At 39.5% G+C, this 18,837-nt stretch carries 17 protein-coding genes and 1 pseudogene; 2 read left to right on the forward strand and 16 right to left on the reverse strand.

Annotated elements, in window-relative coordinates:
* Positions 1-102: 102 nt before the first annotated feature.
* From N3Z16_RS05370 to dcm, 6 genes are all read right to left on the reverse strand, one after another.
* Positions 103-606 (reverse strand): GNAT family N-acetyltransferase, encoded by a 504-nt coding sequence (locus tag N3Z16_RS05370; protein WP_282485686.1) that lies wholly within the window; start codon positions 604-606, stop codon positions 103-105.
* 2 nt (positions 607-608) lie between these two features.
* The gene (locus tag N3Z16_RS05375; RefSeq protein WP_282485687.1) at positions 609-905 is read right to left on the reverse strand and encodes a type II toxin-antitoxin system TacA family antitoxin; all 297 of its coding nucleotides are present in this window, start codon (positions 903-905) and stop codon (positions 609-611) included.
* A 102-nt stretch (positions 906-1,007) separates the two neighbouring features.
* Entirely contained in the window at positions 1,008-1,898 is an 891-nt protein-coding gene (locus N3Z16_RS05380; protein WP_341850343.1) for an IS982 family transposase, read from the reverse strand.
* A 295-nt stretch (positions 1,899-2,193) separates the two neighbouring features.
* The gene (locus tag N3Z16_RS05385) at positions 2,194-3,423 is read right to left on the reverse strand and encodes a type II restriction endonuclease (RefSeq protein WP_282485689.1); all 1,230 of its coding nucleotides are present in this window, start codon (positions 3,421-3,423) and stop codon (positions 2,194-2,196) included.
* Between the two features lie 20 nt (positions 3,424-3,443).
* Complete coding sequence (locus N3Z16_RS05390; protein ID WP_282485690.1) at positions 3,444-3,896, reverse strand: very short patch repair endonuclease; 453 nt, start codon at positions 3,894-3,896, stop codon at positions 3,444-3,446.
* Positions 3,883-5,187, reverse strand: coding sequence for a DNA (cytosine-5-)-methyltransferase (dcm, locus tag N3Z16_RS05395; protein ID WP_282485691.1), 1,305 nt, complete (start codon positions 5,185-5,187; stop codon positions 3,883-3,885). Before dcm ends, N3Z16_RS05390 begins: the two co-directional genes overlap by 14 nt.
* A 185-nt stretch (positions 5,188-5,372) precedes the next feature.
* On the opposite strand from dcm, the pseudogene N3Z16_RS05400 reads away from it, so the two are divergent.
* Positions 5,373-5,675, forward strand: a pseudogene (locus N3Z16_RS05400) (peptide-methionine (R)-S-oxide reductase); the annotation flags it as partial.
* A gap of 412 nt (positions 5,676-6,087) precedes the next feature.
* On the opposite strand, the gene N3Z16_RS05405 reads toward N3Z16_RS05400, so the two are convergent.
* From N3Z16_RS05405 to N3Z16_RS05415, 3 genes are all read right to left on the reverse strand, one after another.
* Positions 6,088-7,923, reverse strand: a complete 1,836-nt coding sequence (locus N3Z16_RS05405; RefSeq protein ID WP_282485692.1) for a type IV secretion system DNA-binding domain-containing protein — start codon at positions 7,921-7,923, stop codon at positions 6,088-6,090.
* Between the two features lie 52 nt (positions 7,924-7,975).
* A complete protein-coding gene (locus tag N3Z16_RS05410) occupies positions 7,976-9,160 on the reverse strand; it encodes an ATP-binding protein (protein WP_282485693.1) in 1,185 nt (394 codons plus the stop codon).
* Positions 9,161-9,261: 101 nt separating this feature from the next.
* On the reverse strand, positions 9,262-9,750 hold the full coding sequence (locus N3Z16_RS05415) for a lytic transglycosylase domain-containing protein (RefSeq protein WP_282485694.1): 489 nt from the start codon (positions 9,748-9,750) through the stop codon (positions 9,262-9,264).
* Positions 9,751-9,838: 88 nt separating this feature from the next.
* Between N3Z16_RS05415 and N3Z16_RS05420 the strand changes: the two genes are divergently transcribed.
* Positions 9,839-10,429, forward strand: coding sequence for a hypothetical protein (locus tag N3Z16_RS05420; RefSeq protein WP_282485695.1), 591 nt, complete (start codon positions 9,839-9,841; stop codon positions 10,427-10,429).
* Between the two features lie 5 nt (positions 10,430-10,434).
* Here the strand turns inward: N3Z16_RS05420 and N3Z16_RS05425 are convergent, their stop codons facing one another.
* From N3Z16_RS05425 to N3Z16_RS05455, 7 genes are read right to left on the reverse strand one after another with little or no spacing between them, the layout of a single operon-like run.
* Positions 10,435-13,293: a conjugal transfer protein TraG N-terminal domain-containing protein gene (locus N3Z16_RS05425; RefSeq protein ID WP_282485696.1), complete on the reverse strand. Its 2,859-nt coding sequence runs from the start codon at positions 13,291-13,293 to the stop codon at positions 10,435-10,437.
* Positions 13,294-13,295: 2 nt separating this feature from the next.
* Positions 13,296-14,693: a conjugal transfer protein TraH gene (locus tag N3Z16_RS05430; protein ID WP_282485697.1), complete on the reverse strand. Its 1,398-nt coding sequence runs from the start codon at positions 14,691-14,693 to the stop codon at positions 13,296-13,298.
* Positions 14,690-15,514: a conjugal transfer protein TraF gene (gene traF / locus N3Z16_RS05435; RefSeq protein WP_282486969.1), complete on the reverse strand. Its 825-nt coding sequence runs from the start codon at positions 15,512-15,514 to the stop codon at positions 14,690-14,692. Before traF ends, N3Z16_RS05430 begins: the two co-directional genes overlap by 4 nt.
* Before the next feature lie 10 nt (positions 15,515-15,524).
* Positions 15,525-15,941, reverse strand: coding sequence for a conjugal transfer protein TraN (gene traN / locus N3Z16_RS05440; protein ID WP_341850344.1), 417 nt, complete (start codon positions 15,939-15,941; stop codon positions 15,525-15,527).
* Positions 15,905-16,942: an IS630 family transposase gene (locus tag N3Z16_RS05445; protein ID WP_282485609.1), complete on the reverse strand. Its 1,038-nt coding sequence runs from the start codon at positions 16,940-16,942 to the stop codon at positions 15,905-15,907. The genes traN (N3Z16_RS05440) and N3Z16_RS05445 overlap by 37 nt, the downstream gene beginning before the upstream one ends.
* Before the next feature lie 37 nt (positions 16,943-16,979).
* Positions 16,980-17,786 (reverse strand): conjugal transfer protein TraN, encoded by an 807-nt coding sequence (traN, locus tag N3Z16_RS05450; RefSeq protein WP_282485698.1) that lies wholly within the window; start codon positions 17,784-17,786, stop codon positions 16,980-16,982.
* Entirely contained in the window at positions 17,747-18,811 is a 1,065-nt protein-coding gene (locus tag N3Z16_RS05455; protein WP_282485699.1) for a hypothetical protein, read from the reverse strand. Before N3Z16_RS05455 ends, traN (N3Z16_RS05450) begins: the two co-directional genes overlap by 40 nt.
* Positions 18,812-18,837: the final 26 nt, after the last annotated feature.

Raw genomic sequence — 18,837 nt, forward strand, 5'->3', positions numbered from 1 at the left:
AATGATACACCATTAAAAAAAAGCAGATAAGTTGAATGAAATGATAGTCTCTGATACTTTTATACGTTTCTATTCTTAAAGAATTTTAGTGAGCCCTGGGTTTTAAACAAATATTTTAGCAATCGTATTCATTGGTAAAAAAAGCTTATTGGGGTTATCAATAAATTGTATAAATCCGTAGCTTTTATAAAATTTTATAGCCTGGTCGTTTTTAGCCTCAACAAGTACAGCAAAAGCAGCTATTTCTGCTTGATAGGCCCTGTTTAAAGCATCAAGTAACAAATATGCGCCTAACTTTTGCCTTTGGTAATCTTTATCTATTGCTAACCTACCTATTAGTATTGCGGGTAAGTATGGGTAATCTGGCAATTTCCTGGTATACTCCATTTCCAATTCAGAAATATCGATACGATTGGACGATAATGTATAATACCCTATAACCTTTCCAATAGCAGAGTTAATACCTAAAAATACTGATGCCAAATACCTTTTAATATCTTGAGAAGCATAATTAGTTAGATATTTGTTCAAAACCGGTTCACCACAATCAAAATCTTTTAACTCAAAAGATTTATCATATGGTACTACTTTAACGCAATTAAGCATGGTTAATTGCTGCTTATGGACTTAAAGCGTGCCGCAGCCTGTCTTAGTTTATTGTTAGGCTCTTCATTACCGATACAGCTCTTGATTAATAAAGATATATCCTGAAGAGATAGATTAATTAGAGTCTGTAGTTTAAGGACGGATTCTGCTTCTTTTTTAGCGGTAGTGACAATAAAATCCGTCAAACTAACTCCCTGTATTTTAGCAGCTCTTACAAAGAGTTTTTTTAGATTAGGGTGAACCCTTGCTTCCAGTCTGGAATTCTGAGATGGAGTTTTACTAACTTTGCTACTTTTCATCGATTTTATCCGGAGTTATTTTATCTCATTGTACGTCATATTGACGTACAATGCAATATGTAAATCCAACTTATCTAATTAATTCTATTTTAACATTATACCTCAGTTCGGGATAAGCGCATAGTTTAGAGATAAATCAAAACCATAATTTATTGAAGGTTTATTTTTTTTGAAGCAATATGATATAAACGTAGATAGTATATGCACAAAAGCATTGATTGGTGATCTATGTCTCGTGTGTTCAAGGTTCATTTTATTTTTTAAATAATCAAATACAGTTTCAATTATATTTCGTTTGCGTAGTAAGATTTTTTCGTTTAAATCCATTAATTTATTTGGCATATTCTTTTTAATTCCATGCACCATTTTCAATCCTCTTTCATATAAATTAATGAATAGATTTTGCTTAATATAACCTTTGTCGGCGTATATAAAACCAGTTAAATCCCTTGTTAGGTCAAGCACAGGAACTCTATCATCTACGTTTCCCTTAGTCATTTTTAGCGCTATAAATTCACCTTTTTCGTTGATCACTAAATGTAGTTTAAACCCATAAAAAAAGCCCATAGATGATTTGCCTTGCTTGGCAAGCCCGGCAAATGTTTTATTCCTATAGCGTCTTTTATTGTGGCAGATTTTGATTGCGGTAGTATCCATAAAATATGTGCCAGTTTCTTCGCCAAATAACATATGCAAAAGTATATTAAACGGTAAAAATAATCTAGACATTAGTTCTACAAAACGGTTATAACTTAAGGCATTCGGAAAATCGTTTTTGTGGATATATTCTATACAAGTTTTGTAAAAATATTTAAAGTTCTTTGCATGAGACGTATGATACATTACCATGATCGTCATAATCTCGCTCAAGCTCATACTACACAAGCGATTTCGCTGTTTATTGCCAGGTAATAATTGCTTTTTTTCGTAACCAGAGTAAATTTGGCAAAAATCATCTATAAAGCTGTACAATTCCGTGATATCTTTTTTCATGCCTGTGGTTGCCATTTTTTGTTAAAAAAGAGCTTTATCACAGGCATCACCATCTTGCAACCCTTGTATCTACTATATATTTATGCAATCCTTATCCCGAACTGGGGTATTATGGTAGTCAGTAAATGTTAAAATTTATAGTTATATATATAATTACGATTACCAGGGTAATGCATGGCCATTAATTTTCAATTCTCCATAAGTATGCTAAACTTGGCAGGTGCAAACTTTGCTAATTTAAATTCAGCACAGTTACTGAATTTATTGTCAGTGCTCTTGTAATAAAAGACAATATCTACGGTAAATTGATGATATCAGCAAGCTTTTGCCTTTCTGATACCATCACAATAAAATCCCGCAGACTCATTAGCCAGTTCTGCTGGTCAACTGTAAAGGTCGGGTGTAACTGCTGTGGAATGACCAGCTGGAGGTTGCCAGCCTGCATCTGGGTGGTCTGGTTTGTGGATATGGCAGGCTCAAGGGTAAACAGATGCTTCTGTTTTATACGCTGCGCCTCATCAAGAACCTGCCTCCACCTGTCCTTACAACTGGATTTTGAACCAAGCATGGTCAACAGCCCGCTATTGAAGGAGGGATCATGGTACTGCTCAATACCAGGAAAAACAAAGTCGGGCCTTGTTCTGTTTTCTGTAATCTTTCCACGACCGTATCTAATGCCATGTGTTCTGAATATGGCTTCAAGGTGATTCTCAAGTGCCATTCCGGCACGTGCTTTCCTTCTGTTATGTACGGAAAGTGAAAATTTCAGAAAACCTTCTACATTTTCTTCAAACCCTTTCCGTAGTTCCAATGAAACCAGATGCCGCTCCAAGGTAGTAAAAAGAAGAAGCTCCTGTTCCATCCAGCTGATAATGGTACCGTCAGGGTCATCACCCGGATCAGCATCACGGCATGTTTCCCGTGCCATTTCTGAAAGTGCAGCAGTACCAGGGAACTGACCATTAAACTTCCTGACGAGAAGGTCAAGGTAGTTCCCATCAGTTTCCTTTATCCTTATTCCAAGTTCTTCAAGAATGAAACGGGCGGCAAATCCTATCCTTACATCATGATCCTGCTCAAGTTCCCGTACTGTGAACCTCTGCGTGATCCCATCCGGAAGACCAAACAGCCAGAGTATCTGTCTTTCAAGGGTTGAACCCTGTTCAACGGCAATTACAGTAAGTCCGCCATCATTCATTTTTCCTATGACCAGAAGATCCCTTTCCCTTAAACGCAATGAGACAGAAGTGGTTGGAAAATATAGCCTGTATTCAGAACGGGAAGGATGATTTTCCCTTGCATCATACCATGTGAGTGATCCTTCAGCTGACTCGAAGCCCCCTTCATCTTCCATAAGGTACAGAAAACGTGCAGGAAAAATCCTTCTGTTCAGACCAAGCAGTTTCCTGAGCTCTGAAATTCCATTGAATTCATGCTGGTTTGATCGTTCGGGACTAGCCTCTACCGCACTGATACGTTTAACTGCCACACCCTCAAAATATTCTGACAGATAACCCTTCCTCATATTCAACCCCTATCCGATGTCTATTTTACTGTCGTTTGATAAAGACCTTCTTTTCCTGCTTTAATCCAGTCAAGTAAAACCTGCTGTAGCGCCTGGAAATTTTCACGGTTCCTGCCTCTCAGTGAACATTCCCAAACGATCCCTACCCTCCATCCCCCATCCATTAACTGCCGGATTCTGGTTCTGTCCCTCTGCACGTTGTTTTCTATTTTATTATGCCAGAAATCCCTGTTGGTTGAAGGAATCCTGAACAGGCTACAATGGTGGGCATGCCAGAAACAGCCATTCACAAAAATAGCCACTTTGTATCTGGCTAGAACTATGTCAGGCTTTCCTGGAAGCTTCTTTACGTGAAGTCTGAAACGAAGCCCGGCATTGTGAAGAAGTTTCCTGACAACAAGTTCAGGTCTGGTGTTTTTTCCACCAATACGGGACATCATTCTACTGCGTGTTTCCTGATCAACTATGTCCATTAAAGCCATATTTCTTTTTCCTGACAGGTAGTACCTGTTGCTCCTGTTCATTCAATAACATCAGGATATGCGGGAGCATCAGGCGTGCAACAGATTCCACTGCCGGTACGGCAACGGAATTGCCGAACTGTCTATATGCCTGTGTATCGGAAACTGGTATCTTCATCTGTTGCATACCGGGGCGATCAAATCCCATAAGCCTTGCACACTCCCTTGGTGTCAGCCTTCTTGGATTTGCTGAATCCCGTTTTATGAGAATTTCAGAACCATCCTTGTAATAACGGGCAGAGAGCGTCCGTGCAATATCATCAGGCCCTACAAGACCATAACCGAACCCATTGCCTTTTGCCTGGTGCTTTGCTGCATAGTCCTGCAGGTATTTCCATAATCTGTCCGAGAGAGTATATCTGGAATTCACTTTCCCATAAAAACCTTCAGTATATGGTTCTTCAGCCTGCTCCGTACCGTTCTCCGGGTGTAGAATGGATGACAGGCGAGGACCATTTCCAATATCCGGAATATCGAGGTCATCCATATTAAAACCCGTATTTTCCCTGAATCCCACAATGAATATGCGTTCTCTGTTCTGAGGAAGAAAACTTTTTGCATTGACTGTTCTCCAGGTAACATCATATCCCAATGCATCCTTCAGGGTTTTCAGGATTACCATGAATGTATTCCCCTTATCATGGGAAATGAGATTCCTTACATTTTCCAGGAGAAATGCCTTTGGCCTGTGCCATGCGATTATCCTTGCCACATCAAAAAACAGTGTACCCTGAGTCCCACAGAGAAACCCGTGTGGACTGCCAAGGGAATTCTTCTTGGATACTCCTGCTATTGAAAATGGCTGGCAGGGAAATCCTGCCAGCAGGACATCGTGCTTCGGGATGTCAGCTGCATTTATCTTTGTAATATCTCCGGCGATTCCATGATCACAGATGAAATTTGCCTTGTATGTTTTCTGACAGGCAAGATCCCATTCACTGGTAAAAACACATTTCCCTCCTGTTGTTTCAAATGCTTTCCTCATGCCTCCTATGCCCGCAAACAGATCAATGAAGGTGAATATCGGGCTATTTACATTACAGCCTGTTTCAATAGGTGGGAAATTCCTCAGCCACTCCATTACAGGAAGTTTTGGAGTATACTCTCCACGTTCCCAGCGATAGATTGTCCTGAGGCCATAACCTGAAAACCTTGCCACTTCCTGTAGTGTCAGCCTGTTTTTTTCTCTTAAACGGGCAAAATCCGTCTGTTGCATAAGACCTACCGGTGATTTTTTTGACATTATGACATAAAAATAGCCTAGCCAGATAAAAATGGAAGCTTTTTTTGAAGAAAATGAACAATCCGTCAACAGATTCAAAGGAAGATGAAAAGAACCACTTTTTGCTATTGTACCATGGAAGCACCGGAAGCCTATAGATGGTGATCATTTATCCTTAACGTAGTTTCTCGCACTTTTCTGCAAACTCCCCCAATAACATCAAAAAGGATAAAGATTTAGACGATATACGCACCGAAGTCTTATGCAAAAGATGCAGCTCTCATTTAGGCCATGTATTTTTTGGAGAGGAATTTACAGAATTAAATACAAGGATATTCTCTGTTTCCCAGCGTGACCCCAAAACACACGTAATTGTATTCATCTATATAATTAATAGGCATATTGATACAAAGGCAGTCCAAATCCAACATGAACAAGTCCATAATTTATTTTGTAAGAATATAAATCACTGTTTAATACAGCTTGTTTTAATTCCTTTTTGTCCATGATTTATTAATTGGTTTTATTTTTATTATTTCCTAATTCCCGAAATATTCAAGAAAAATATTTGATAAAACTCAATGATTAGTATTGTAGCTATAGGGGGCTTATTTTTTCTCCCTATCTTTTTTTATCTGGGAAAAACAAAGAATCTAAAGAATGAGCGTTCAATCCAGAAAGATTTGTAAAGATCTTATAGGAGTTTTATAAAACTTTTTGAAACACTGGAATTATTTAGTAACAGGCCAATCGTTAATTGTAACTGTCAGAAGAATAACAGCTATCAACAAACGAGTTGATTATTGGAACACTAGAGTATCTTCTATTCATCAAGCAGTTTGCAATTTGTTAAATAAAAATTTATTGACTACTATTACGGATACGTGACTTAAATCACTTTGATACCTTTATTTTTTTTACTTACAGCTTTTTCTTTTGTTTTACAGCTTTTTTTGCAGTTTTGAAACCGGGTAATATTTTCCCTTCATTTGATTTTGGGATAAAAAACGGTTGCAGGTTTTTAGGTAGGACCTGTATTTCAGATTTTATCCTACCGATTGCAACTTCTGCTTCCGGAAGCAGCACATATGCTTCCAAAGGATTCAAAAGCTTGAAATCGTTAATATCAATCAGCGGCCTGGTACGCTCCTGATCGGTATAGCTCTCTCCATCCCTATGTTCATGAGCGCCAAATGATATATTCTTCTGTTTTTTGCTGTATTCAATATTACCCACCTGTTTCATGATCATTGCTGCTTCTTCCGGGTCATTAATCCTGCAGACAATATTGGTATTGAACTGTGAGAGCATTATGTTACCCGCATCTCTTCCATATTTTGTATAGAACTGCTTGAAGCTCTGGGTAGCAGCAAGTAAGCAGCCGCCGTATTTTCTAAGGCGGGTAATATAAACCTCCAGAGCCGGCAATCTGTTTAGCGCAGCCAGTTCATCCATGACAAACCAGTACCTGCGTTTTAAATCTTCTCCTTGTTCCATAAGGGACATTACAGCTACATCAAGTAGTAACGAAATCAGAGGAAGTAGTACTCTTGCATGCTTTGTACCGGCCGTTAAGAATATCCAGCGGTCACTTTCCCTATCAAGATTCCTGAAATAATCCCTGAAACAGATTTTCTTATCCTGTGATACATTCTCATCAACAAGTTCAAGCCACCTGGTATAGGCCATAGCCGTACTTCTAATATTATGAGCGGTTACATTCTTCTCATTATTTAAATCCATTATAGTAGCAGCAGATGTTCCCTTCAGTTTTTTCATGAGTGCCGAAGATGTATCAAGGTGAATCATTTCATAAAGATTTTTAGTAGTCAGTCTGGAATTATTTTTTAAATGCTCTACGCTACAGATAAATAAATCCGTAGACCAGTTGGCAAATAATTTATTTACTTCCGATGAATCCTTACCGGCACCGGCAAATAATGAATGAGCAATAGCTTCAAGGTCTTCCTTCTCCAGCACCTCTTTCTGAAAATCCCAACAATGTGTTCTCTCATCAAAAGGATTGATAATAATATCGTATCCCGGGCGGTAATATCGAGCAATCATCCCTCCTTCCAAATCAATTACCATAGCAGGTTGCTTCCTTTTTCTGATTTGCGGCAATATCTCGTGTAAATAGTTGGTCTTACCTGAACCGTTTGCACCGGTAATCAATATTCCTTTGGTTTCAGAATCCTTCAGCAATGGCATACCGGCAATTATTATGTCACTTGCCTTTTTCTTACTTTGTAAATAATTAGCTATTTCCTGGGCCGTTTTGATTGTACTACCGCTTAGCTGCATGGTTTTCTTGGTTGATTTTCCTATTCTCCCCCAACCGATGAAAATTATTATCAGAAAACACTTTATCCCTATCAGGTTGTAAATAACAAAGGTCATTACCAGGGATTTTAATGCCTCTCCATGTCTGATGTAGTATCCATCCCTTACAAAATGATCAAGCCTTACCTCTCTTATCTGACGATGATCGGTACTGATATCAATTTTACCAATTGGCCTGCCAGGAAATAACAGATCAACAGCCTTATCCGTTTCATACATGATAATACCCCGCCAGTATGTTAGAGCAGGATGCCATGAAACATTATTGAACTGATCCCGGATAAACCAGCTGCTTAAGGCCAGAGATAATAAAAACGATACGCTTACCGCCTTGTTTGCTATCTGCTTGAACATGGCAATCTGATGGATGAATATTTGACCGCCGCTGATCAGGTTTCCAACTACTTTACTCATAACCGTTTTTATTCCCTACTGCATTATCCGTATAATTAAATTACCCCGTATTCTATTTAATATTCTGTTCCCATAAATAACCAAGAAATTCCTTTACCGGCATTATCAGTATTTCCTTATCGTTATTAATTGAAATTTTCCTCATACTATTTTCGCGGCAAACCACATAGCCCTTACTTACCTTATGCTCTTCCATAAAAGCCTTCATTGCTTTCAATTCAGATTTATGAACAAGTACCGAACTTTTTACCTCTATCGGAATAGGCATGGAAAAATGATCGGCTAATATAAAATCTATTTCCAGTTTTGTATTAGTCCGCCAATAGTAAAGATTATAATCTGAATCAGTTAAATTGAGAAAAGCTATTAACTCGGTTAAAATAAAGTGTTCGAGAGATTTCCCGGCTCCCGCTCCGGTTAAAGTTTCGAATTGCCTTTTACTTATACGATTTGCAACCCCAACATCAAAATAATAGAATTTGGGAGTGTGAGCGATTATATTACGATTTACTTTCTTCGTATACGGGTAAATCAAATATCCGACTAAAGTATCAACCAATATTTGATAGTATTCTTTAACGGTTTTAGAATCGATCCCGCAATCCCTGGCAATATTGGAATAATTAATCATCTCCCCGTGTGAAAACATAGTGCTATCTAAAAAACGGCTAAAGGCAGGAACATTGCGCACATATCCTTCAGATCGAATCTCATTTGTCAGATAATCTTCTATATATGCCTGTAACAGTTTGCGAGGGTTTGAACTTAGAAAATGGGAAGGAATGAGACCATGATTAAATATCCTTAAAAGATCAAAATCTTCTTTATATTCGGGATAAACCAAGGGATAAAAATTATACTTGATAGCTCTCCCGCCAAGTAAATTAGTTCCCTGCTGCTTCAGTTTTCTTGCACTTGATCCACACAAAATAAATGTTGTTTCTGTATTTTCAATAAGCCAATGGATTTCATCAAGTAATGCGGGTACTTTCTGTACTTCGTCAATAATGACTGGTAAGCTTAGTTTTTCAGCAGGTAAGGCAAGTATTTCCTCCCTGAGTAAAGACGGAGTTTTGATATAACGTAGAAATAGATCAGTTTTTAATAAATCATAATATATTGAATCATGATATAAATTTTTTAGATATGTAGACTTACCGGTTTTTCTGGCTCCCCATAAAAAAATTGACTGGTGCGGTTCAATATTCAAGCTTAGGTATCTTTTATATTTATACATGCCGTAAAATCCCACAATAAAGTTATATTCCGTAATTATATTATAATTTCGGAGTATAATCCAAGTTATTATTATATTTTTGCTATTTGACATTTAAATTCTCATACCCCTATCCATGCTAAAGTTATTTTTCTTGAATATTTCCTGTGATACTCCGCCGTACTTGAATGATAGAATTTTACCGCCTTATGCCAATCACCGTATTTTTTGTAAAGTTTTAAAAGAAAACCGGCCGCATATTCTATATTCTTTTTTGGCTCCAGCATTTCTTCTATTGACCCAAAATTCTCCCGGTGCCATCTAATATTTAACTGCATTACTCCCACATCAATATTTGTTATGCCTTTAGCTAGGGCCTCGTGGATTAAATTTGCTACTTCCGTTTTATTCCTCCCAATTACAGACTTACCTTGAATGTTCAAGGCATAAGGCTCGCTACCCGATTCTACCGTAGCAATTGCAAACAGTAATCCTGAGGGGATATTGTTTTGTTGTTCCTGCACGGCAATTAGCTGCCTGATTTCATTTTTTACAAGCGCAAGTTCTTCAGCATTAGCGCAATGAGCACACAACAGAACTAGAAAACTCATGAAGGTAAACTTAATCCATTTGCAAAAAATTAGAAATTTTGAGACAATAAAACGATACAACCTGAACCTAAAGTAATAGAAGGCGCTTATGAGTGATTCTCCAAAAAGATCAATAATATCAATCGATAATTTCTGGAACATCTTGACCTGGATTGCTATGCCTATATCCGTATATATATCTTTTGAGTATGAAAGTATTTGTTGTCTTATTAGCTCCTTTACCCTAGTCCCGTACATACTAGCTAAATTCAATAACATATATTTTGATCCTTCTAGCAAAGAAGATACTCCTTTAAATGAAGTAAAAGTTTTTAATAAACGGGGAGAATCACTTTCCATGCACTTACCTTTTGAATTTGATCTTGTTAAAAGTTATCTAGTTTTCATCATCATTTTCTTACCGATTACACTCTATATATTGCCAGTGGATAGAATAACAGGTAATATTGTTTTATTTACTTTCCTTGGTTTACCGATGTCATACTTTATTAAAAATAACATCCCCGTCTCTGCTTTCTTTAATGCCAAAGCCTGGGATTATTATGAGGTTCTGTTTACTCCAAACGATAAAAAAATTTCTCATACTCCATCTTCTAGTAGCGATTTACATAAAAAGATGTACTATTCCCCCTCACGTAGTTACCTGTTAAGTAATATTTACCATCGGATGCGCAAATAAAACTCTTACTCTTTCGGCAACTTTTTACCAGCAAAACTTGTAGTATATCTGTTATTCTCAGCTTCCTGTACTGCTTTGGCTTGGTTAGTCTGCCTGTCTTTGAGCTGGGTCAATTTCTTACCCGCTTGAGTTTGTACCTCTTGCGTCATTTTCTTGTGCTTCCTGTTTATATCTCTTTCATTTGTATCAAGGTGATTCTGTACTCTGTTTCTATCAAGTCCTTCTGCTTGGGCCCTATTATTTAATGCGGTCTGCTCTGCGGTTTTTCTTGCGGCAATTTCCCGTTCTCCTTTTTTCTTTAAAACAGCAGATTCGTTGTCATATTTCGCTTCAAGAGTCTGTTCCTTTGCACTAATTACCTCAGGTACCCTATTTGGCGCGCCGTATAAGCTACCGAATAACTGACCTGCTACCTCTCTCTTGGCCTCATTTAATTGCCGGCGTTGCTGCGGAGTTGCCGATGTCGGGTTCTCTATTAAATCATGTGCTTCCCTATTCTTTAGACCCATTGCTTTTAACCGCTCTTCTACCTTGTGAGTACCGTCTATATTAAAGGTCTCACCAAATGACTCTACTTGCTGTATCTGATTTGATATGTTCTCTGCTCTTTCATGATGTACCCCGATCTCCGACATCAGGTTTTTGACTTTCTCTGAACTAGAAGTAATAGTGTCGGTTAACTCATTATTTATACCGATACTTTTATTAAAATCGGTATTTTTGGCAACTTCCGTTATGGCATCCTTGTTACTGCGCCAGTGATCGCCTTCGCTGACATTAGAGTTTTTTTGCAGCACTTGAGTATTGGTACTACTAAGCTCAGCACTACCCGTTACGGAAGCACTAAGATCAAAAGGCAAGGTTTTAGACAGAAGCTTACCGGCATATTCGCCCACCTTATCGGGAATCGGTAATTTCTTAACCATACTACCGATAGCCGTACCTGCATCGAATTTACCCGTAATATCACCCTTTAACGCATTAGATTGAGTCTTATCATAGCTATATCCCTCACCATGTGTTAGTTCATAATTGACTGCTTTTTCAAGAACCAGACCGTCTTTACCGAGGGTGCCGAAATTTATCTTCTGGCCGCTATCAACACGTTTTGCCAGCTGGGTAATATAACTCTCCATTGAGGTCTCCTGGATAGCCTGTATGTCATTTAACTGCATGCCTTTACTGCTGATATACCGCTGCTCTTCATTTAATGCTCGTTGATCGGAACTAAGTTTTTCACCGCGGAAGTCTATCTTGTTGGTATAACTACCAAGGTTAAGACCCGCACCGGTTAAATGATGGATATGACCGTCCGGTGTAATACGTTCCTGCGAGCCGTCTAACTGACTGATTGCCGAACTACCGGCCAATAATTGCCTGTTAAAATCAGTTTTGAAGGCCGTTTGAGTCGCCCTTTGCATCGTATCAATGGCTACGGTATTAATACTTCTGCGCCCTTTGACATGCTCTTCTGCCGCAGTTGAAGCAGCGCTTTGCCCCATTACCTGACCGCTTAAATGCATAAGACCGCCTGCTGAACCTGCTACCGCCTGATATGCAATATAGGGTATCATTATCTGCATGCTACCGGCTATTGCTGCTATCCTATCGGCGCTATGACCTACCTGACTGTAAGTCGTATAATTTATTATCCCGTTATCAAGACCGAAAATACTGATACTGGTATACATCTCTACAAACATATTCAGTATTGCATAGAAAAACGGCCATAACTGCACTGAACATACCCCAAGCAAAAATGTCCGGTAATAACGAAGGCCCCCGGGTAGTAACATCATCGGTGCCAAAAGTACTACCGATGCATAAAGCATGCATTTTACCAGAGTAAACAGTATCGGTAGCGTATCCTGCGCCAGTTCCGCCGTAATTGCCCAGATCGTATCCTGACTTGCTCTTGCAGTTGCTACTCCGTATTTACTGACGCTGTTTTTGTTAGCCATGGCAGTGAGCATCATTTGCTGGATAATAATATCCTTGGCATTTCCGGTTTCGGCAAATCCTGAAAATACCGCTTCCAGATTTGAGGCAAAGGTCTTTTTGGCAAGTTCCTTATCATACGGCCTCTTACTTGGCTCGCTACCGCTGGCTCTTGCAAATAAAGAATTTGCATACCTAACGATTATTGATTCGTATTCCTCAGGAAAATATCTTTCTTCTATTAATTTTGCCGCTTCATGACACTTCATACTCTGATATTTACCGCCGACAACAAAACCTACCCTTGACATACCACCGGCATTTTCACTAACCAGTTTCCATACATCTGAGGCGTTATGTAAATCATTTACCGTGTATTTGTGACCAATCCCGGCAGTATATTTTACGCATTTATCCAGGAACTTATGCATGTTTCGATTGAACTCCGGTGATCTGATGCGCCAGTTTTTTGATTCTCTCTGCATCTGGGCCCCAAATGCCAGTCCATAATTGCGATACTCAAAAGTATCCGACTTCATTACCGGCCTTATTGCCTGCTCCAAGGCACCGGCTAGCATATCCCCAACGCTTTCAAGCCAACCGACCGGAATAAACAGAAACGGTAAATTATCTACTACCTCAATATTCTTTGAAACCCTGTCCTCCATCTTTATACTCATCTTGGGTGTTAGAAGTCCGTTAACGACAAAATATAACGCCATGATTCTGATAATCACCGGTCGCTCACTGATGCCCATACTACGATTAGTCGACCATACGACTGCCGATATCATGATACTTACAACGGCAACACTCCTGATCATCACCATAAAGCCTTTTTTGTTCATGATCATCGCAATACCATTTAAAATATAGTACATGGCATCTCCGTAGCCGTATGTAAAAATCGATAGATCAAGCGTCATATTTAAGCCCCCAGTTTTTCAAAAATAAGATCAAATTCAGCTTCTTGCTGGCGGAGCCTCTCTTTGGCCTGCATGATCACTACCAACCTGCTGTAAGCATGCTCTTTAGTATGACGCAGCATCGATAGTACTTCCTGTGCCGTATCAAGGTATCTCTCTATTTTTCCGCTATCAACCTGGGCAAATTCCAGAGCTCTTACTTCTTTCAGGGTTTTATGCAGGATCCCTTCAAAAAACCCGCTCATCACCTCATAACAGATTACATCGATGAATTCTGCGTTTCTTAAGAAAATGTTTGTTTTATCACCATGCCTGGAAAGTTCCTGCTGGATGAGAGGAATGATCGGAATTGAGGAATATTCAATTAAAGCCATTTCCTCGTCACTTAAAATAGGATCTTTGGCATCTTCCTCTACCTTATCAACAAGGGTATCCAGTATGGTACCGATTTTGCCGTATAATGTATCCTTTACCGTTAATGTTGTTACTACTACCTGAGGATTCAGGCATTTCTGCTTCTCATCACAAACATACATCTCCAACCTGCTTGACTCCCCTTTGGTACCGATATATTTTTCAAGAAAAGACGAATCGACAATCAGCGAAGGTAGAGGCTTAAGGCTTAATCCTCCTTCAATTTTTGTGGCAATCAGACTTCCGGCAACACTCATCATTAACTCCTTAAACTCAACCGAATCTGAACTACCTTTGCTAAGTGCTTTCCATACCAGATTGAAATTATCCCCGAGTAATGATGCAAGTTCTTCCGTATCGCCGGGATCACCGTAAGGAGAAGCTCCATTTGCACAAAGCTTATGTGCCTCGGATAAATCCTTGCCGTTTTTCTTTACCGCATTATGCATAAGACAGCTCTGTCCCTGCCCGGCCTCAAGTTGCCCTACTAATCCCCCGGCAAGCTGTTTGGCAAGCCCGCATTGCTCCAGATTGAAGTTATTTATGTCTCTTGCTATTGCTTCAAACTCGGCAATGATGTTCTCGCACTGCGGACAGAAACTCTTTGCCGCCATTTTAAACGCATAAGCACCGGTACTGGCCGTCAGTTTTTTCATAAAAGCCGAGAACTCGGCAGAATTGATGAAACTTAATCCTCCAAACCTGAAATCCCCTGACCCCCTACAGGCGTCAAAGTTAAAACTCGGCAACTGAACATGTGCCGGTTGTAATGTTTTGGGTCTTGCTCCGCGGATCTGCAGGGAACCGCCGGTCATAAACCCTCCCTGCTGATCCCGGATAATAGCAGGAGCATTATAATTGGACATGCCGCCGCTTTGATCGATGAATTTAAGCAGCTTGTTCAGCCCGCTAGCATCGGTATCCCTTGCAGTAAAAGTTAAAATTAATATGACGCCGGCAATTAATGTTTTTAGATCTCGCATCATCTACCTACCCCGACATTAATGCCTTTTTCTTCAATGATATGCCAGGCCTTGATAGTATTTTCTTCCAGCTCCGATAAAGTGACAAATCCCCGAATCAGCTCAAACGCTTTTCTTGCATCCTTTCTTATTGCTATTACCGTCGGTGTTGCCGATATACCGAGTTTCTCAATCAGTTTCTGACTAATTGTACTACTTCTTGGAAAATATTCGGATTCCGACCCGTCTACACTAACGGCTTCTATTTTAATTCCGTGCGTATCTCCAAAGGATTTCAGTACAGGTTCAAATTCACTCGACCGTGGGCAAGATTTACGATAGAAAAATACCAGTTCATAATCTCTTGCAAATTGCTTGATTATTTCCTTCTCGGCCTCCGCCTTGATTTTTCTATTCAGTTTTACGGCAAATACATTTTCCGGGGAGTTAATCAGATCACGATATTCCGGTTCGATAAAGTTCTGCTCGTCCCATAATTCCTGCATCCTTATGCCCCTATCCATGATTTCACCGAGTTTATCCCGATAGGCTTTTTGCGTCTTGTAATTTGGCCTGGCCAAATAGACATAACGCAAATCTTCCAGCTCTTTTATTATGCTTTCAACTTCTGCTTTTGCCTCTTCTACCGTAATTTCTTCATCAGGCACTTCATTACTCTTGCTACCGGAATAGGGTTTTGAATTAGATCCTTCTTCCTTTTCTTCAAACCATAACCAGCCACGGTAACGTTGCTCAAAAAACCCTGGCTCAGCTATAGCCCTAGAGGGCAATACCATTAAGCCAATCAGTAAAAACATCGGAATATTGCAGGTTCTTTTTCTCATCACGTCCCCCTTACTCCTCCAGCTCATCAGGTATATTGCTACTCCAGCCGGTCATATTACTCGGCGGATCTAATGGATCATCATTGCCTTTTCTAATGCCGGGCATTGAGCTATTCACTCTTCCTGCAATCTCATCAGGATTAGGTGACTGATATTTACCAAAAAACTTTCCTTTAAAATCCTCAATGAACTCCGTAAAATCCACCAGCTCCCAATCTATCCTTTGCATTTCCGTTAATGTCAGTCCACGACAGTTCGGTGAGCCTCCGCTACCGAAGTTTAGCCCAAGCTGTTTTCTCCCTTGTACCTGCACCACTTTATCTAGCATATTACCCCAGCAGCAGAAATGATGTTTAACAACGGTATTAACCCACCAATTAAATACCCGACTTAGGCGGCATATTTTACTTCTTTCGCCTGAAATAATCTTTTGATATGTTCTGGGTTATTTTGCAGAGTCCTTAGGTAAGATTTTAAATTCCCTTGGAGTTCAGATTTTGTAAGAGGTATATGTTTCCTATTTACATTTCTTTTTAAATCGTTGTTTAAATATTCATCCGGATTATGTTGCGGAGTATACGGAGGCAGAAAAAATAAAGAAATTTTCTTTTTATGTTTCCGAGTCCATATTTGTACTTTTTTGCTATGATGAACCTTGAGATTATCTAGGATTAAGAAGATTTTTTTCTTGGAGTATTTTACCAACCTCCGTAAAAATTCTATAAATACATTTGTTTTTAGTGTCTCTTCGTACAGCATAAACCTTAGCTTACCGTTATTTGTAACAGTGGATATCATGTTTATACTAAATCTCTTCGATTTATGAATCACAACAGGGGTTTTTCCTTTTAAAGAATAGCTTTGTAATACCTGACACTCTTGTTTTATCCCTACTTCGTCGCACCAATGTATTTCTGCCTTTTCATATTCTGCTTGCTTGGCTATTGACGGATATTCTTCATCTAACCAAAATTGAACCCTTTTGGGTTGCTGCTCATATGCTAACTTCTTTGGCTTTTGTGCAGTATACCCCCATCTTCTTAAATATTCGCCTATTGTACTTAGGGGAAGAAAAAATCCACAATGTTTTTTGATGAGTGCATTAACTGATTTTCTTGACCATAATGCTGATTTGATATTGTGATCTTCTGGTCTAGAGATATTTACGTACCCTTGTATTATTTTACTTTGATCTTCGGTTATAAGCCTTTTCTCTCCTATCTTTCTACCTCTTAACTTCCCACTAATTGCGTACTTGTCGCCTCTCTTTTCCCTCCTTACCCATTCATTTACTGTCTGGCGACTCACTCCTATTAATTCACCTACCGACGATTGACTCTCTCCTCTTTTTACTAGTTTTAGAGCAATCTTTCTCATCGACGCTTGTGCGCTTATTGATAATTTCCTAAAATCTTCACTTTTTGACATTATTGCATTATACAAATTCCTTCCTTCTTGGCAATAGTTATGTCGGGTATTTAATTGGTGGGTTAATAGTTACTCCTAGCGACTTTATTTTTTCCTTACCTACATAAACACATAAATTCTTTGACCTATTTCTTGCAAGCAGTTGCTCGTCCTTATTACACCTTGCTCCAAATTCTTTCCCCCAGCCCTTCATATCTACTTGGCAACAATTCGTATATTCGGCCATTTTTTTAGAACAGTGTAGGCCGGACCCCTGAAATAAATTGAAATTTCCATCCCTATCAGGCTTCATCTTGCTAAAAGCATAAAGCTTCGATATTGAATCCATCATCTCACCGTTGGTATAATAGCTTTTATCTACACAATTCCCGTCCATACAGGGAATACCCTTGCAGATCAGACCTTCTGGGCCATCTTTTTGCGTTAAATCATACCTGACGGTTTTGTTTTCAATTACTCCGGGCTCCCAGGCTTTACAGGAAAATTCCCGCTCCTGATTAACGCAATTACCATGACTATCAAAAAGCAGGCAGTTACCGTTTGCTACAAAATAGCACCCGCTATAACTCCGGCAGTTATTCTTACTTGGATAATTACAGGTTTTAGTATAAGACCACTGCCAGCAATCACGGTATACGTCAAAGCCGTCTATGTTACGCGTTCCGCCGCCGCTTACGCAAACCCTGCCCGTATCACTACAAGGATGACTTGAGATGAATCTTTTGCCTGCAATTGCAACTTCCATGTTGCCAAAGATCAGGATTAGCCAGCAGGTAGAGATTTCCAGAATAAAATTCAGTTTTTTTATTGGAGTATACATGTCTCGCTCCAATCTTCTGACCACTGCTCACATACAGGATAACCGTCCCTATATTGGTAATTTACCGTATAACTTCTCCATCCATAATCTTTATGACCGAGCCTCCTACCGCCGTAATACCAACCGTCTACCGAAAACAGACCGCCACTCCACCATGAACTCATCTCGGTACTGATATTATCAAGAGTGCTCCCGGGGTGTTTAGTAACTAGAAACTCTCTCATCAGTGCAACATGATAGGAATTAGGCGGGATAGTACGAGGAGCGCTGAAGAAACCGCCAATAGTTCGTGGCCCCACCGAGAGTTTGTATTCAAAACAGCTTCTTCCGGTATGATCTACCCAGAATACGGTTTTTCCTGAGCGAAATAACTCGCTACCTGAGATAACTATCTGACGGCTTTGCCACAATCCCCACCTAATCCCACGTTGACTACAGCGCATCGATAGAATATCCCGGCAGTTATATTTGTTTCGCGGCTCTTCACACATCGTCTTGGTATAAACGGTGTCTTTTATCTGCTCCTTTTTAATCTCGATATGATACTCGGGTTCAATTACCTTGTTCCCCTGAGCAGCCCGGCAATCTATTCCGAATTCCTTAAATAGCACAAGTACTTTTCCAAGCAGCTCGCCTGAGCTATCAGCAATACTGACCGCATCTTTTTGATGTGCGGCATTTAACGGATTTGTATAATCAATATGCAACTCCTCCATTATGCCTGTTCTTAGTACCTCTTCCCTTCCCTTTGCCTGTAACTCAGTCGCCCTAATACTACTCAAATCACCGGCTGCGGCCTTGAGTTCATCGTCTGTTTTATCTGATATCAATTCAAGGTTGCCGGAAGAAGTAATACCGTTAACTGCCTGCTCCTTTAAAGCGTCCATAGCTTTCTCGAAAGTACCGTAATCCTCTATCTCCTTTTCGAATAAATCCGTTTTGGGATTAATATTGGTTTTTGCAATCGGATCCCGGTAAGCTCCATAAGCAGACGCTTCCAATAACCGGATACAAAAAACTATTGTTAATTTAACTCTAACCTTATTCATTCCCTGCATTCTCCGATTTTGTTCTT

Source organism: Candidatus Megaera polyxenophila (genome assembly GCF_029982035.1).
GTDB classification, from domain to species: domain Bacteria; phylum Pseudomonadota; class Alphaproteobacteria; order Rickettsiales; family Rickettsiaceae; genus Megaera; species Megaera polyxenophila.

Excerpts from the sequence above, each read along its gene's own strand:
- N3Z16_RS05415 (WP_282485694.1), bottom strand. The coding sequence starts at position 9,750 with ATGAGTTTTCTAGTTCTGTTGTGTGCTCATTGCGCTAATGCTGAAGAA.
- N3Z16_RS05405 (WP_282485692.1), bottom strand. The coding sequence starts at position 7,923 with ATGAGTAAAGTAGTTGGAAACCTGATCAGCGGCGGTCAAATATTCATC.
- N3Z16_RS05370 (WP_282485686.1), bottom strand. The coding sequence starts at position 606 with ATGCTTAATTGCGTTAAAGTAGTACCATATGATAAATCTTTTGAGTTA.
- N3Z16_RS05380 (WP_341850343.1), bottom strand. The coding sequence starts at position 1,898 with ATGAAAAAAGATATCACGGAATTGTACAGCTTTATAGATGATTTTTGC.
- dcm (WP_282485691.1), bottom strand. The coding sequence starts at position 5,187 with ATGTCAAAAAAATCACCGGTAGGTCTTATGCAACAGACGGATTTTGCC.
- N3Z16_RS05430 (WP_282485697.1), bottom strand. The coding sequence starts at position 14,693 with ATGATGCGAGATCTAAAAACATTAATTGCCGGCGTCATATTAATTTTA.
- traF (WP_282486969.1), bottom strand. The coding sequence starts at position 15,514 with ATGAGAAAAAGAACCTGCAATATTCCGATGTTTTTACTGATTGGCTTA.
- N3Z16_RS05445 (WP_282485609.1), bottom strand. The coding sequence starts at position 16,942 with ATGTCAAAAAGTGAAGATTTTAGGAAATTATCAATAAGCGCACAAGCG.
- N3Z16_RS05385 (WP_282485689.1), bottom strand. The coding sequence starts at position 3,423 with ATGAGGAAGGGTTATCTGTCAGAATATTTTGAGGGTGTGGCAGTTAAA.
- N3Z16_RS05410 (WP_282485693.1), bottom strand. The coding sequence starts at position 9,160 with ATGTATAAATATAAAAGATACCTAAGCTTGAATATTGAACCGCACCAG.
- N3Z16_RS05425 (WP_282485696.1), bottom strand. The coding sequence starts at position 13,293 with ATGACGCTTGATCTATCGATTTTTACATACGGCTACGGAGATGCCATG.
- N3Z16_RS05420 (WP_282485695.1), top strand. The coding sequence starts at position 9,839 with ATGAGTGATTCTCCAAAAAGATCAATAATATCAATCGATAATTTCTGG.
- N3Z16_RS05390 (WP_282485690.1), bottom strand. The coding sequence starts at position 3,896 with ATGGACATAGTTGATCAGGAAACACGCAGTAGAATGATGTCCCGTATT.
- N3Z16_RS05375 (WP_282485687.1), bottom strand. The coding sequence starts at position 905 with ATGAAAAGTAGCAAAGTTAGTAAAACTCCATCTCAGAATTCCAGACTG.
- N3Z16_RS05455 (WP_282485699.1), bottom strand. The coding sequence starts at position 18,811 with ATGAATAAGGTTAGAGTTAAATTAACAATAGTTTTTTGTATCCGGTTA.